Genomic DNA, 14,938 nt, shown 5'->3' with positions numbered 1-14,938 from the left:
CAATCAAATCACGACCTCGCCGAAATAATCCGCGTCATGCACCCTGCCGGCTGATTCCGCCCTTGTGACCGGTCGCCTTGAACGGTTTGGCGGATCTTCCCCTCACCGGGCGAAAACCGGCCCGATCTTTCGGCGGGTTTGCCTCCGGGTCGTCATGACGGTGCCTGCCGGCCCGCCCGACCTCATCCTGCGGCGTGCGGATCCCTTTGGCCTGCAATGCGCGCAGCCACTTGTCTTTGTTGTTCGTCATCTCTCGTCCTTCGCCATCTCTCGTCCTTCGCCATCGCGTCACTCAATCGTGACGGATTTGGCGAGATTGCGCGGCTTGTCCACGTCATACCCCTTGATCTCGGCCATATCCATGTCGAACAGCTGCAATGGGACCACGTCGACGAGCGGGCTCATCAACGTCGGGCATTCGGGACGCCGGAACACGACATCCACATAACGTTCATCATCCCGGCGCCCTGTTCGGCGACGGCGATGATGAACGCGCCTCTGCTCTTGACCTCCTCGATGCCGGACCGCACCTTGGCGTGCAGCACGTCACGGCCGCGCTCGGGCGGCATGATGAACACCACCAGCTCTCCCTCATCGACCAGCGCTATCGGACCGTGCCTGCCTGCGTGTCGAGCACCCATTGGATCTTGGCCGGCATGCCCTTGAGCGAGTCGATGATCTGATGGCATCGGATTCGCGCGGTATCGACGCCACCTGCGTGTTGCAGATCGACAGCACCATGGATCCCTGCTCGCGCACGTGGCGCAGGGCCATCAGCGTGTCCATAGTCTCTCCGGACTGCGATATCGCCACGACCAGCGTACGCAGGGGGTGGGGATGGGCGTTCACGTCGGAGGGCGCCCCGTTCGTGGCCCAGCGGGTGTGTCCGATGGCGGCCGTCGCGGGCGGCATCGGGTTACGTTCCACGCTTTCGACGAGATTGGCGAGCCTTCCGGCCTTCTTGTGCACCACTGCATGCCCCATGCCCGAAGCGACGAGCGCCACTCCCGCAGAGTCGTACCCGCGGTATTCCAGGCGTTGCAATCCCTGAAGACACACCTGAGGGGGCTTGCCGCACGTGGCCGAAACATTACCTGCATATCCGACGATTCCGCACATGGTCTCACAGCTTAGCCCAGACGCCACCAAGCCGCCAACATCGCAATCCGCCATGTAGGACAAGTACGGATATAAGCCGTCTCAAGCTGTTCAGCATTCCGGGCATACACCAGCACGGCATTGTCATATATGAGATCGCTTCCATAACCCGACTTTGCTGAAATATCCTCGATGCGCCGTTCCACATCGTCATATCGGCGAAGCGCATCATTCAATCGTTCTACAGGGAAAGAATCAATATATCGCGTTGGATGACGCAGAGCGGAGCATCATCAATGATGTATGTACGGCTCTGGGAGGGCAAACCGGGAACCAGCTTAGTGCGCGTACCCACAGTGAATCACCGTGGCTCAACGCTCGAAATGGTATGCCCAATACTGCCCCGTGCAATGCAATCATCAGCAAAGATTCCATATCGGCCTATTACCGATTGAATCCCATCATTACAGCTTAGCGATGGAATGATCAGCCGACTTCGGCAGCGACGGTAGAAAGATAACGATTCGCCGGGTGCCGTATCATCGTAGGCATCGACGCAATCGCAGATTCGTGATGACCGGAGGAACGCTTATGGAAAACAGGGGCAGCCGTCCGTTCGGCTATTGGGATTCGAGTTACCGGGCCAAACTGCGCAGGACATGGATCGCGTTGCCCTTCTGCATCGTCGCGGCCGTCGCCATGCCGATATTCACCGCTGTCAAATACGGTGACGTGGTATCGGGACTCGCATTTTCCGTTGTGCTCGCCGTCGTCTGGGCATGTCAGCTGATGTACGCCAAGAGCAAGTCGAAGGCGGAGGCGGAAACCAGAACCGCCGTGCCCCGATACGATGACAATGAGCTGCCCCGATGAGTCCCGATCCGGCTGTCGGGCGCGCCGTTTATAGGGGCTTATGCGGTTGGCATCGGTCGCTTATGATGGGAAACGTCAGTCGAATCGAACGATGATGGGAGCATGACATGGCCAAGGCGCTGATTGTAGTGGATGTGCAGCCGACATTCTGCGAAGGCGGCGAGCTGGGGGTCGAAGGCGGCAACGCGGTCGCCGGGAGGATCGCCGACTATGTGAACGCGCATCGCGGCGAGTATGCGTATACCGCCACCACGCAGGATTGGCATATCGAGCCGGGCGCACACTGGTCGGGCAATCCGGATTTCGTGGATACGTGGCCCAAGCATGGCGCGGCGGGCACGCCGAACGCCGAGCTTCATCCGGCCATCGCGGTTCTGGGCATCGCCCATCATTTCAAGAAGGGCCAGTATTCGGCGGCATACTCCGGTTTTGAAGGCATCGAAGACAATACCGACCGTATCCAGACGCGCGAGGAGGTCACGGCCGAACAGTCCGCCGGCAAGACGCTGGCCAATGCGCTGAAGGCCGCAGGCGTCACGCAGGTGGATGTGGTGGGCATCGCCGAATCGCATTGCGTCAAGGACACCGCGCTTGACGCGAAACGTCTCGGCTTCGATGTCACCGTGTTCGAGGATCTGACCGTTCCGGTCAGCGAGGAGTTGGGTGTCGCGGCCCGCAAACAGATGGCCGATGCCGGCATCATATTGGCGGAGGCTCGCTGAGCTTTCGTCGTGTGGCCTCCCGGTATGAAAGGGAGGCCACACGACGGGGCGCATGTCAACGGCAAGTCGGTGTAGTGGTATCACCGGATCAATCGTGCGGTCGTGTTTCCTTGAGCGCGGATTTGACGGCCCATTTGGTCAGCGCGTATTGCGCGTAGATGCTCGCCGCGACGATGACGGCCGAGACGGCCACACCGATGATGTTGACCGCGGTGTCGCCCTTGCCGAGTCGTTTCAGTGGGCAATGCGCGGCCTTGCCGCAGCCCTCGGATTGGTACACCAGCTCGTCGGCGTCGCCGTTGTCGCCGGCGCCGTCCGGTATGTGTTCGTTGTAATCACTCATGATGTTCCCGATTCATTTGGCCGTTGTGGCCTTATGGTCACGTACGCAATGTATCAAGCCAAGCTGGAAGAACGCTACTCATTGGCGCTGCCGAAGCAACTTCGCGATGCGGTTCAACAGACGGCCATATGCTCTCCGAGGGGAAGAGCGTGACGATCAGCGCCACGGAACAGGAACTCACGACGGAACAAGCCGCGCACACTGGGAGTATCGCGACAGACGCTGGTCAGAATGTTAGATAAAGGACTCATTCCTTTTTCCCGCCCATCACGTCATCGCAGAATCCGCCTGACAGACTTGCTGGAATACGAACGGGCTTCCCGCAGCCGCCGTGATTCCTCCATCAGGCAAATCACGTTGATTGCGTCGTAATTGTCGTACTTGGGGTAATCCTCGGGCTTATAGCGTTTCACGAGGATAAGTTCGTCGTGACGTTTTCTGATGTCCAGATTCGTGAACCACGAGGCAGTGCCGATGCTTCGCCAGTTCTGCCCCGATTCGTCCGTCCAGAATCACTTGTCATTCTCGCTGTGAGCCTCATAATCGCCCGGCACCCGAAACTCCATGTTCCCCGAGTAGCAGCCAAGCCAGATTCGGTTCTCTTTGATGAGTGGGAACACTTCCTTATAGGTAACAGCGTTCTGATTGCCGATGACGACGAACTTCTTATCATGCTCCATGAGTTGAGCAATGTACTCACGGAAGAGGCTAAACGGTGGGTTAGTGACCACGATGTCCGCTTCGTCCAGCAACTCCACGCACTCGGGTGAGCGGAAGTCCCCATTACCCTCAAGGCATGCAATGTGAAGTGGCCTGATTTTTGTTCCGTCCTTATAGTGGGGCGGCTTGTGCCGCTTGATGTTGATGATACTCAGTTTCCACCGCTTCGGGTGTCCTGTAGCCCAGGGACTGGTGCAGGCGCTTCGAGTTCCACCACGAGACCCACCGGAACGTCGCCAATTCCAGGTCCTTCAGATCCGCGAAGGGTCTGCGCCGCCATACCAGCTCGGTCTTGTACGCGCCGTCGGCGCTTTCGCCATGGCGTTGTCGTACGGGTCGCCGACGGTGCCGGTCGACGGCAGCATCCCATATTCCATAACCCCGGTGGCGTACACCGTGCTGATGTACTGCGTGCCATGGTCGCTGTGGTGGATAAGACCATCCGTGCCGCCGCGGGACGCGGCCCGTGAGATCGCCTGCTCCAACGCCTGCAACGGCAGCTCCTGCGTGTTCATGGTCATGGCGCACGCCCATCCCACGATCCGACGGGCGTACACGCCGTCGGCGAACGCCGTGCAGCCGAACGAGCCGTTGGCCATGCGCACGTAGGTGATGTCGGCCACGTGCAGGCGGTTCGGCGCACAAGCCTCGAACCTCCTGTCCACCAGATCCGGCCTGCAGCCCGTGCCCTTGGCGGGTTTCGTCGTCACCGGGGTTTTGCCGCGGCGCACGCCCCGGATGCCAAGCCCGCGCATGATGTTCATCACCCGGTCGCGGCCGACCTCCGTGGGATCCCGGCCCTGGGCGACCAGCTGCGCGTGCATCTTCCCGCAGCCGTACACGGCCGTGAAGAGATCCGAGTGGATCTGGAGGATGTCGCGGGCCAGCGCCTCATGCCTCGCCCGCATGCGGCTGACGGGACGTGTTCTGAACATGCGGTAGCCGCGCGGCGTGAGAAACCCGCAGTCCAACGATTCGGAAAGGCCCCTGCAGATCGGCCCGACCCTGAAACGGCTTCTGTGCTCGTCGATGTACGCGGCCATCAACGCCGTGTCGGGTCGAGCCTGGCCGCGAAAAAAGCCGACGCCGTCGTCAAGATCTCGTTCGCCCGACGCAATTGCGCGTTCTCGGCCCGCAGCTTCTTCAGCTCCGCCATCGCGTCCTCGGCCGACTGCCTCGTCTCCTCCGCGACCGTCGCGTCCGACTGGTTGCGCCAACGCCGCAGCGATTCCGGCGCTATCCCCAGATCCTTCGCCACCGCGGAGATCGCGTTCGTCTCCGACGAATACGAGGAACGCGATTCCGCCAGCAGCCTGACCGCCTTCGCCCTGAACTCCGGCGTATATCGAGTGCCCTTTGCCATGGTTCCATCATCTCCCATCGAGTCAGAGGAAATACGGAACAAAAATCAGTTCATATCACCAGAACGGCGAGCGGATACCGGTCATAGACCCCGCCACCGGCGAGCAGAAGACCGGGGCCAAGAACCGTAAGGTCTGGAAGTGCGTGGACGTGTCGAACAACCCCTTGGACTCCACGGAATTCCTCGAACGGCTGCGCGCCGACTGGGCCAAACAGTGCAACCTCATGCTGCCCGAGGGCGTGCGCATCGACCACCGCAGCCTTGAGGCGCAGGGCATCGAACGTATCCCCACCATCCACGAGGGCCACGCCAGCCGCGAGATCACCAAACGATGTGGGCACAGCATACTCAATGCGATCAACCGGCGCATCGCCACGGCCAACCGGTACCTGACGGCCATCCGCAAACAGATGGGCGACCCGACCGGCCTGCTCGGACAATTCAAGGAGCAGGCCAGGAAGGAACTCGACACGGCGATGAGCCGGTTCCGGGAATCACTGTGTTCGATCGCCAGCCCATAGCGTCGCGTGGCCGGCAACTGGTCGAAGCGCCCACGCCCCCCCCAGGAGCACGTCCGGCAGGAGCTTGGAATCCAAGCCTGATCCCGTGCCGCGGGAGATCGGACGCGAACCGCGGCGTCCCGAGCCGGAACCGGTGGACGAACTGGACGAGGCCAGGCGTGAGCTCGCCGACCTCACCGAATGGTGGAAGACCGAGCCTCCACGGGAAGTCAGGGACGTGCAACGGATCATCGACGTGGCGCGCGAGGCCAGCGAAAAGGCCGAGCACGCGAACCCGTTCACGCGCGGATGGCTCCGACACGCGGCCGAGAGGACCGCCGCCGAGCAATCCCAGCTTCTGAAGCAAACGGCGCCGTGGCTTGAGAACACGACCATCCCGGCTACCTACGCCGAGGCCAACGCCTTCCGCACCAACGCATCCAAGGCCACGCTCGACCACATGCGTAAACCCTACGAGGATCGCGTGCGCAGACTCAACCGCAGCCGCTTCAACGAACGAATCAAACAAAGACTGGCTGAGAAACATCGAAAAAGCAAAGACAACACACGAACCGATTCCGCAGCCACATCACCGGCACAGCCGCTAGGAACGCGGAGGGCCGGTGCCCGAAGACACCGGCCCTCCGTCTAAAGGTGTTGTAGGGAAAGGATGTGCTCTCCCATAGGTTTTAGTAACGGGTGACGTAGAAGCCGTCGACAGAACCGTTTGGCGTGAATTTGCGGTTTGCAGCAATCTGGCTTACGTACACCCGTTCTCCTTTCCAGGTGAAACCGATGTCCGCTGACTTGTTATTGGAGTAGAAGCTGCTCCGGCTGGGCCAATTGCCATTAACCGCGCCAGTACCCGTAAACTCCATGTCGCCGAGCGCTCCGCCGCCTGCCCAGCAAGCGGAAGTATTGTTGGTGCAACCACGGCTTGGCTTAAGCGTGCGTCCGTTCGGGAGAACAATGTCAGTGAACGTCTTCGTCTCAAGGTCAAAGATCAACTCTGACCCTTCAGGAGCGTTGGGGGCAACGACAACGGTGGCGTTCGCCTCATAGGGAACGCTATCGGTGCCGTTGGCCAGTGCAACGCTTGGAACAAGGGCAAAAGCAACGGACGCGACTGCCGCCGCGAGCGTTGAAGCAATCTTTTTCATATAGCTCATAATTCCCTCCTTGGAATCGATCAACGCTACAAGATAATTGTAGCTCCCCTACCGGTTGCTTGACAACCGCCCCGTTGTCTAAATGAAAGTGCAACACCCCGTTAGATTGGAGATTGTCTAGAAAACCAGTCCGGAAGGGATGTTGCACCTATGGGGGAAGTATATTCGCACCTGTCGGAAGAGGAACGCCAGGTCATCCAGATCGAGATCGGCAACGGGACCGGCATACGGGCGATCGGCGCGATGATCGGGCGCAGCCCGTCCACCGTCAGCCGTGAGATCAAACGCAACACGTGGTTCCCGTCCAACGAGAGCGAATCCTACCGTCCCTATCGGCCCAGGCGGCTCAAGACCGGGCCTTGGACGAGCCGCTATTACATCGCCGGGCCGGCCCGGCGCAAGGCCGCCCGGAGGCGCGCCAAAGCGCGCAAGCCGCATCGCCTGTCGCCTGACCGGCTGTGGGCGTGGGTGGCGGAGAAGCTGGGCTGCGGCTGGTCGCCGCCGCCCGTCAGCGGCAGGCTGCGCGTCCTGTTCCCCGGCGACGATGCCATGCGCGTGTGCCCGGAGACCGTCTACCGATGGATCTATTCCAGCAAGTGTTTATGTTCAATGGTTTTAAGACCGGTTGAGCGTTTGGTTTTTAGTCCGAAAGAGCGGTAGGAATTAGTCCATTTCATCGTTGATGGAAAACAAGTGACACCGGTCTGTCGTTATCGATTAGTTTCCCGAGTTGAAAAAACAACCATTGACGGTTCTCGGGAAAGGAAAGGAATGACCATACCGGTGTCGGTTCAACAACGTATCAGGCTCCTTGACCAGCAGGGAACGCCATGGCGAGCCATCGCCCGTGATTTGAACGTGTCCAGGGACACGGTCAGGAAATACGCCTTGATGGAGGATTGCTCGCCCAAACCCAAACCATCGACCACGCGGCCGAGGAAACTCGACGGGTTCACGCCCGTGATCGACGAGTGGTTGCAAGCGGACCGGTTCATGCCCCGCAAGCAGCGCCATACCGCCAAACGCGTGTACGACAGACTCGTCACGGAGAAAGGGTTCACCGGCTCGTATTCCGCGGTGCAGCGTTACGTGAAGCAATGGCGTCAAGAACATCGTCCCGCCTGTGACGGGTTCATGGAGCTGGAATGGCGGCCCGGGGTCATGCAGGTCGATTTCGGCGAGGCCGTGGTGGTGCTGGCGGGCGTGAAAACCAAGGTGCATTGCCTGGTGGCGTCGTTTCCGTATTCGAACAAGCGTTACGTGGTCGCGTTGCCTGGCGAGAACGCGCAATGCGTGTGCGAGGGATTGGTCGAGATCTTCGAGCATATCGGCCTGGTTCCGATGGTGTTGGTGATGGATAACGCCACAGGGGCCGCGCACCGGACCGCTTGGGACAAGATCACGATCGTCGGGCTCTTCCAGTTGTTCCTGGAGCATTACCGGATCGAGGCCAGGTTCTGCAATCCCAGGAGCGGTTGGGAGAAAGGCAGCGTGGAGAACGCGGTCGGGTTCCTGCGCCGCAACCTCATGGTCCCGTTGTTGAACGTCGAGTCCTATGCGCAGTTAAGCAAGCATCTGCTGTCGCGGTGTGACGAACTCGGCAACGACAAGCATTACCGGGCTGATGAAAGCGTGAACGACTTGTTCGAAGAGGACCGGGCGGGCATGCGGCCATTGCCGCGCGTGCGCTTCGACGCGGTCGATTGGCAGGAACGGCGCGCCGACAAGGAAGGTGTCATACAGGTCGGTTCGTATCGTTACCTCGCGGGCCCGGCCTGGCGTAGCTGGCCGCTATTGGTGGGATTGCGCGCGTTCGACGTGGAGATCCGTACCCGCGACGGCCGCAAGGTGGCCTCGCTGCCCAGGGCTTATGGCGAGCAGGCCGGTACGGTGCGTAGCCCGTCGTCGCTGCTGCCGGCATTGGCGCGCAAGCCACGCGCGTGGGGCGAATCACCCGTGCGCGGTGATTTTCCCGAGGGCCTGAGAACCCTGATCGACGCGCAGGACTCCGCCCGGCGCAAGGCCACGTTCCGCTTGTTGGAGCGCGTGGGTGCCGCTTGCGGTTTCGACGTGGCCTGCAAAGCCGCGGAACACATCATCGGCCAGGGCAGACCGATCGACGAGGCAGCCCTGAGCATCATGGCCAGACGGATAGCGTCCGGCGAGGCGCCGGCCGATGTTCCCGCGCCCGACCTGAGCGTGTACGACGACTTCATGAAAACAGGCGATGGCGATACGCTCAAGGAGCGGGAAGGAGGGAAGGACCGATGAGCCGGATCCAGAACCCCGCGCCGGACGCCACCCGACGCCGCGCGTCCACGAACAGGAAAATGGAAACGATCATGCGATTGGCGCGCCGACTGCCGTTGACCAGGCAAGTGCTCGCCGACCAGCTCGAAACCGCGACCCCGTCGCAAATGGAGTTCATGGACCAATGGATGAACGCGGAGATCGAGTCCAGGGAACGATCGAAACGATCCCGGCTGCTCAAGCAGGCCGGTTTCCCGGCCGTCAAGACATTGGACGGCTATGACTGGGAGAACATTCGTTTTCCGGTGGATTGGGGCAGGCGGTCGCTTGAATCATTGGAGTTCGCGAGCCGTCCGGAGGATGTGGTCATGTTCGGACCTCCCGGCACGGGCAAAACCCATCTGGCGATGGCGTTGGGAAGGAAGGCCTGCCTGGAAGGCATGACGGTACGGTTCTTCACCGCCGCTGGCCTGGTCATGCGCTTGTTGCACGCCAGCACGGAAGGCAAACTCGACAGGGAAATCGCGTCCATCGGCAAGGCCCGCCTGTTGATCATCGACGAGTTGGGCTACGTGCCGATCGACGAGGAAGGCAGCCGGTTGTTGTTCCAGGTCATCACCAACGCGTACGAGATGCAATCCATCGTTTACACCACGAACATCGAGTTCAGCGGGTGGGGCCGGGTGTTCGGGGATCCGAACATGGCCGCGGCGATCATCGACCGGACCGTGCATCACGGCAGGATGCTCAGGTTCGAGGGCGAGTCCTATCGCAGGACTCATGCTCTTATGCAATGAAACAATAAAACACGAGCAATGACAGGCCAGTTCCGAACTGGACTAAAACCTACCGCTTTTTCGGAAGGAAAACTCACGCCACACTGGCCTATAACAACTTGACAAAACACAGCAAGCCGCGCCGCGAACGCCGGGCCCGATGCCTGCCGCGCGGCCACCGGCGGCCGCGCAAGCATGCGGGCCGTCGGGTGTCGAGGTTCCCTATCCCCGGAAGGGTCTCCATCGCCGAGCGTCCGCCGGAGGCGGACGACCGCAGCGGGTTCGGCCATTGGGAGGCCGACAGCGTCATCGGCATGGGATGCAACCTGCACACCGAGGTCGAAAGGAGGACCCGCTTCCTCATGGCCCGTGTTATCCCCGACAAGACCGCCGAGCGGAGCGTCGGGGCGCGGCTGGCGATGTTCGCCCCGCTGCCGGCGGCCGCCAGGCTCAGCGTCACGCACGACAACGCCACCGGGTTCGCCCGCCACGCGCGGCTGCGCGACGAGCCGGGCATGGCCACGTACTTCGCCGACCCCTATTCCAGCTGGCAGCGGGGCGGCAACGAGAACCGCAACGGCATGATCCGCCGTTACCTGCCCAAACGCACGATCATCGAACCGGGCATGGCGAGGGAACTCCAGGAGATCGTCGACGAGACCGACAACCGGCCCATGCGAGCGCTCGGCTACCGCACACCCGCCGAGGCGTTTGCCGACGAACTGCCAGACTTACAACTCTGACGAAGGCGTTGCACTTACAAATAGACAACAGGACCTCGTACTGCACCAATGAAAACAACAGTCTTATGTGCACCCCGACCGCGTGAATTTTCAATGAATTGACGGAGGACGTGGGCGCGGGAGGCTTCGGCAGACAGCCGGCCGCGGGACAATGGTGTCAAGGAGGACCGCCATGGTTGACGACTACACCGCGAAGATGACCGAGCTGATCGAGCTGATGCGCATGATCGGCAACGATACGCAGCAGTGCGAGGTCAAGGAATGCAAGCGCAAGATCTCCTCGACCATCACCGATACGTTGTCCGCGTTCTCCAACGGCTCCGGCGGCTGGATCATCCTGGGCCTGTCTGAAAAGAACGGGTTCACGCCGGTCGAGGGATTCGACGCGCGCGCCATGCAGGAGGCGCTGAGCCAGGCGTGCGAGAAGATGACGCCGGTGGTGCGGCCCGTGATCGTCACCTGCCCGTTCGAAGGCGCGAATCTGGTGTTCGCGCGCATCGACGAAATGCTGCCGCGCGATAAGCCCTGCTTCACCACCGCGCTCGGACCGCACGGCGGCTCGTTCATCCGCACCGGCGACGGCGACCGGCGCATGACCTCCTATGAGGTCGACCGGCTCATCGAGGAGCATCTGCAGCCCACCTACGATCTGGATATCGTGCCCGGCGCCACGACCGATGACCTCGACCCGCAGCTTGTTGCCGGATTGTTGGCACGCGTGCGCGAACAGCATCCGCGCGTGTTCGCCGACCGGGACGGCATCGATGTGCTGCTGGATCTGCAGGTGTTGCGCCATGATGATTCCGACGAGTCGGAGGTCGGCGGAATACTGCGTCCCACCTTGGCCGGACTGCTGGCGTTGGGCCGCTATCCGCAGAAGTTCTATCCGCGGCTCGGCATTTCGATAGCCGTGTTTCCGGGGACGAGCCGGGACGATGTGTTCCGGGGCGACGAACGATTGGTCGCCTCGAAGTCGGTGGTCGGTTCGATTCCGGTGATGATCGACGATGCGGTCGACTCGCTGATGCGTTGGATTGGCGCGAAGAAGCCCGATTATCCGCCACTCGTGTTGCGCGAGGCGATTGCGAACGCGCTCACCCACCGTGATTATTCGCCCGATGCGCGCGGCACGCAGGTGCATATCAGCGTGTTCACCGATCGCATCGAGATCACCAATCCGGGTGGCCTGTACGGCATGGTGACACATGATGTGCTGGCGAGTCCGCATCCGGTGACGGGCGCGCCGTTCGTCTCCACCCGAAACCAGTTCCTGTTCACGCTGCTGGAGTCCACGCCGTATCCGGGCGGCGGGTTTGTGAACCCAGAAGGCGGCGACGGCTACCAGCGCATCGCCGCCGCGTTGCGAGAGGCCGGCATCGAGCCGGCGACCACGCGCAACGACATCAACACGTTCACGATGACCATCACCAAGCAACGCACGATGGCGAACAGTTCGCCGGGCGACGTGGTCAAGGCGATTATGACCGTACTGGAGCGGCATTCGGCGATGAGCGTCAAGGAGATCATGCGCGAACTGCAGTTGACGCCGCTGGCCGCCACATCCGGTATGCGCGAGCTGATGAAGGAAGGGCGGGTCGCCCGAGTCAAGTTCGCCGACGACTCGGTACAGCGGTATCGGTTGAAAGGCTGATTTTCTCACTCGGCCAGCTGCGTGGTGGCGGGCGCGGCCAGGGTGGGACGGGATCGGCGGAAGCGGCCGGCGGCCAGGCCGATGCAGATGAACATCACGCCGAACAGTGCGACCAATCCCAGCGAGCCGGCCCAGCCGGCGACGCTTATGCCGGTTTCCTCCGCCGTGCCGGAGCCGAGCGCGTTGTCGATCGCGGTGCAATACCACCAGCCGGGCAGGAACTTGGCTATGGTCACCATCACGCCGGGCATCATGTCAACCGGCAATGCGACGCCCGACGTGAACATGATGAGCAGGCCGAAGATATTGGCGAATCCGTTGGCAGCCGCCTCCGAAAACCCGAATTCGCTGAGCATGAATCCACAGGCGACGGTCATCAGCGCATATACGCAGGTTGCGCAGAACGTCATCAGCACTCCTTCGGCGCTCAATGTCAACGGATCAAGTCCTGCCGCGACCATCAGACCGACCGCCAGCACCAGATAACCGACGCATACGACGAGCGCGAATCCGCCCAACGTCAGCAACCGCTGGAGTCCCATCGACGACATGCGTTGTGGGGATGCGGTGAGACGACGGCGAACTTCCCCGGTGGTGAATATGCCCAGAATCATTGACCCGCAGACGGTCATCGCCAAAAACAGCGGATACAGCGCGGTTCTCATGGTGTTGCCAAATCTGCTGGCCGCCATGTCCGAAGCACTTTCCGCGTCCGCGCTTGCCGTGTCGATCACAGCGACCTTATGGTTCGCGTCCATGTCACTCGCCGATGCGGCAGCCGCTTTCGATGCCTCGAACAGATCGCCGACGCTGGGTTTCTCAATCTGACCGGCCGGCAGCATATCAAGCATGTCCTGATTCGAGAATTCACCAAACCCGCCCATGCCATCTTCAGACGAATCACCCGCAGTGTCTCCAATGTCGATACCGGCCATAGCTGCGAGCGCCGCACTATCGACCGTCGTATGCGAGCCAATCAGTGCCGTACGCGTGAGTGAAAGGAACCCGCTGACGTTCATCCGGGCCATCGAGCCTGCGCCGGACGTATAGCTGGTGACCGTGTCCACTCTTGGTGGATTCTCGCCTGTCGCCGCGGCATCAATGAAATCGTCGGCGAAACCATCGGGGATGATGACGATCAGATCCACCCAGTTCGAGGCGACGGCTTGTTGCAGAGTTTCACTAGCATCGTCAACGTTCACCAGTTCGCTGGAATCCGACAGGTATGTGCGCATCGATGACGCGATGCCGCCCCTGTCCGAGTCTCGATCGATGACGGCGACACGCATTTTGGCCGGCTCGAATGCCGCGGCTGCGGAATCGGATGTGCCAGACAGCATCGACCAGCTGATAGACAGCATCATGATGCCCACGAACACGAGGTAAATCAACAGGTAGGCCCTGTGCGAGAACAGCACGCGCAGCGTGGCTTTACAGGTGTTCATAGCGTTGCCTCCTCAGCATTGCGATGCCGGCCAAGAGGAATACCGCGCTCATCGCCAGCAAAATGGCACAAGTGGTGATGAACGGCTGGTAGCTGTCGTAGTACAAAATGTCGTAAAACAGGTTCGTCACCTGTTGCGCGGGGTTGATGGTGCCGAGGATGGGCGCGTTGCGTGCTATCCAGTCACTGATCTGCATGGCGAAGCCGCCGTACAGTCCGGTGAACAGCGACAATGTGCAGGCGATTCCGCTCGACAAACCGTATTTCGTGTCGTAGGAAAGCTTCGGTACCGCGCCGAGCAAAGTACCGGCTGAACTGGTCATGAATGCGGCGATGATTACCGCGACCACCGTCACTGGTTCTCGCCCTCCAAACGAAATGTCGCAAATGAAGCGAATATAGGCCAATGCGATAAGCAATGCGACCGATGCGCACAACCAGCAGGCAAGGAAACCGGCAATAAGCTGTCTGGCATGGCTCAATGGCGCCACGGTGCGGCGAATGCCCAATGCGGACAGGTTGGCTTGTGCTGTGGAGACCGTGCTGATTGAGTACCCCATGGCAATCATGCAGGACATGGCCAGCAACGCGTAATAGTATCTGGCGATGGCATCGGGCTGGAAATGCGTGAGCGTTGTTTCGTGAGTCACATCGACGCTTTGCCCGATGCTATTCCAGAAGTTGCGGCTGAGCGCAGCCTGTGGATTATCGGCGATAATTTGTCGGGTGACGGCGTCGGTGCGGTTGTACAGGTCGATGGCGCTGCGCAATGCCGATAGGCTGATATCCAGTCCGACGCTTCCTGTGGTGTCATTGGCCGCGGTCACCGTTTCCCGACTGATGGTTATCGCCAAACGCCCGTTGCCGTCAGCAGTCAGGTAGCCGCGGACTGTGCCATCGGCGAGCAGCTGTTCGGCTTTCCGCACGGTGTCGGCTGCGGTGATGGTCAGCAATTGCTGATTGCTATCGGCGTATGCCGTGCCGTCCAAAGACTCCGACGATGAGGCCGTCTCTCCAGACAAGGCATCCACAAACGTACGCGCTCCGTCCGCCTGCTGCCAGCGGCTATCTTCGACGACGGCCATTGGCACCGGTTTGAGCTCGTATCCCTCGGACAGTCCGCCGAAGAACCCATTGAACATGGTTGCCAACACGATCGGAAACACAATCATCCAGAACAGTGCCTGACGATTGCGCAGGTTCGCTTTCAATGCGACCAGAAATGTGGTCCACATGATGTCTCCTTACCTGCTCCCGCTGGCGGGAGCTGTCGGCGAAGCCGACTG

Annotated in this window: 15 protein-coding genes and 3 pseudogenes; 10 read left to right on the top strand and 8 right to left on the bottom strand. The window is 60.9% G+C overall.

Going from position 1 to position 14,938, the window contains the following annotated elements; translation table 11 throughout:
• Positions 1-34: 34 nt before the first annotated feature.
• Positions 35-250 (bottom strand): hypothetical protein, encoded by a 216-nt coding sequence (locus tag MMB49_RS04210; RefSeq protein WP_047272076.1) that lies wholly within the window; start codon positions 248-250, stop codon positions 35-37.
• 38 nt (positions 251-288) lie between these two features.
• Positions 289-825 (bottom strand): annotated as a pseudogene (locus tag MMB49_RS09645) (SIS domain-containing protein); the annotation flags it as partial.
• An 864-nt stretch (positions 826-1,689) separates the two neighbouring features.
• Between MMB49_RS09645 and MMB49_RS04200 the strand changes: the two are divergent.
• Both MMB49_RS04200 and MMB49_RS04195 read left to right on the top strand, forming a co-directional pair.
• On the top strand, positions 1,690-1,971 hold the full coding sequence (locus tag MMB49_RS04200) for a hypothetical protein (protein ID WP_047272074.1): 282 nt from the start codon (positions 1,690-1,692) through the stop codon (positions 1,969-1,971).
• 107 nt (positions 1,972-2,078) lie between these two features.
• Entirely contained in the window at positions 2,079-2,693 is a 615-nt protein-coding gene (locus tag MMB49_RS04195; RefSeq protein WP_013363393.1) for an isochorismatase family protein, read from the top strand.
• Positions 2,694-2,781: 88 nt separating this feature from the next.
• Here the strand turns inward: MMB49_RS04195 and MMB49_RS04190 are convergent, their stop codons facing one another.
• A complete protein-coding gene (locus MMB49_RS04190; protein WP_013363392.1) occupies positions 2,782-3,036 on the bottom strand; it encodes a hypothetical protein in 255 nt (84 codons plus the stop codon).
• Positions 3,037-3,267: 231 nt separating this feature from the next.
• Between MMB49_RS04190 and MMB49_RS04185 the strand changes: the two genes are divergently transcribed.
• Positions 3,268-3,408, top strand: a complete 141-nt coding sequence (locus tag MMB49_RS04185; protein WP_101357251.1) for a hypothetical protein — start codon at positions 3,268-3,270, stop codon at positions 3,406-3,408.
• Here the strand turns inward: MMB49_RS04185 and MMB49_RS04180 are convergent.
• Both MMB49_RS04180 and MMB49_RS04175 read right to left on the bottom strand, forming a co-directional pair.
• A pseudogene (locus MMB49_RS04180) lies at positions 3,390-3,830 on the bottom strand (adenine-specific methyltransferase EcoRI family protein); the annotation flags it as partial. The gene MMB49_RS04185 and the pseudogene MMB49_RS04180 overlap by 19 nt on opposite strands.
• A gap of 14 nt (positions 3,831-3,844) precedes the next feature.
• Positions 3,845-5,119 (bottom strand): annotated as a pseudogene (locus MMB49_RS04175) (IS3 family transposase); the annotation flags it as partial.
• Between MMB49_RS04175 and MMB49_RS04170 the strand changes: the two are divergent.
• Together MMB49_RS04170 and MMB49_RS04165 are read left to right on the top strand one after the other, a co-directional pair.
• Positions 5,113-5,640 carry a MobA/MobL family protein gene (locus tag MMB49_RS04170; protein ID WP_003818716.1) on the top strand — a complete coding sequence of 176 codons (528 nt, stop codon included), beginning with the start codon at positions 5,113-5,115 and terminating at the stop codon, positions 5,638-5,640. The pseudogene MMB49_RS04175 and the gene MMB49_RS04170 overlap by 7 nt on opposite strands.
• A 64-nt stretch (positions 5,641-5,704) precedes the next feature.
• Positions 5,705-6,271, top strand: a complete 567-nt coding sequence (locus MMB49_RS04165; RefSeq protein ID WP_101357149.1) for a mobilization protein — start codon at positions 5,705-5,707, stop codon at positions 6,269-6,271.
• A 37-nt stretch (positions 6,272-6,308) separates the two neighbouring features.
• On the opposite strand, the gene MMB49_RS04160 is transcribed toward MMB49_RS04165, so the two are convergent.
• Positions 6,309-6,788: a hypothetical protein gene (locus MMB49_RS04160; protein WP_003818719.1), complete on the bottom strand. Its 480-nt coding sequence runs from the start codon at positions 6,786-6,788 to the stop codon at positions 6,309-6,311.
• Positions 6,789-6,938: 150 nt separating this feature from the next.
• Here MMB49_RS04160 and MMB49_RS04155 point away from each other — a divergent pair, with 150 nt between their 5' ends.
• The 5 genes from MMB49_RS04155 (at position 6,939) to MMB49_RS04135 (ending at position 12,208) form a co-directional block, all read left to right on the top strand.
• A complete protein-coding gene (locus MMB49_RS04155; RefSeq protein ID WP_229941020.1) occupies positions 6,939-7,448 on the top strand; it encodes a helix-turn-helix domain-containing protein in 510 nt (169 codons plus the stop codon).
• Positions 7,449-7,559: 111 nt separating this feature from the next.
• Positions 7,560-9,059, top strand: coding sequence for an IS21 family transposase (gene istA / locus MMB49_RS04150; protein ID WP_047271245.1), 1,500 nt, complete (start codon positions 7,560-7,562; stop codon positions 9,057-9,059).
• A complete protein-coding gene (istB, locus tag MMB49_RS04145; protein WP_015439062.1) occupies positions 9,056-9,835 on the top strand; it encodes an IS21-like element helper ATPase IstB in 780 nt (259 codons plus the stop codon). The genes istA and istB overlap by 4 nt, the downstream gene beginning before the upstream one ends.
• Positions 9,836-9,918: 83 nt before the next feature.
• The gene (locus tag MMB49_RS04140) at positions 9,919-10,557 is read left to right on the top strand and encodes an IS30 family transposase (RefSeq protein WP_320109768.1); all 639 of its coding nucleotides are present in this window, start codon (positions 9,919-9,921) and stop codon (positions 10,555-10,557) included.
• Positions 10,558-10,729: 172 nt separating this feature from the next.
• The gene (locus MMB49_RS04135) at positions 10,730-12,208 is read left to right on the top strand and encodes an ATP-binding protein (protein WP_003812813.1); all 1,479 of its coding nucleotides are present in this window, start codon (positions 10,730-10,732) and stop codon (positions 12,206-12,208) included.
• A gap of 5 nt (positions 12,209-12,213) precedes the next feature.
• Here the strand turns inward: MMB49_RS04135 and MMB49_RS04130 are convergent, their stop codons facing one another.
• Both MMB49_RS04130 and MMB49_RS04125 read right to left on the bottom strand, forming a co-directional pair.
• The gene (locus tag MMB49_RS04130; RefSeq protein ID WP_047271919.1) at positions 12,214-13,653 is read right to left on the bottom strand and encodes an ABC transporter permease; all 1,440 of its coding nucleotides are present in this window, start codon (positions 13,651-13,653) and stop codon (positions 12,214-12,216) included.
• Positions 13,640-14,887: an ABC transporter permease gene (locus tag MMB49_RS04125; RefSeq protein ID WP_047271917.1), complete on the bottom strand. Its 1,248-nt coding sequence runs from the start codon at positions 14,885-14,887 to the stop codon at positions 13,640-13,642. Before MMB49_RS04125 ends, MMB49_RS04130 begins: the two co-directional genes overlap by 14 nt.
• Positions 14,888-14,938: the final 51 nt, after the last annotated feature.

This window comes from Bifidobacterium sp. SKU (assembly GCF_026016405.1).
GTDB lineage: Bacteria > Actinomycetota > Actinomycetes > Actinomycetales > Bifidobacteriaceae > Bifidobacterium > Bifidobacterium bifidum.
This window is presented reverse-complemented; position numbering and strand designations above follow the sequence as displayed.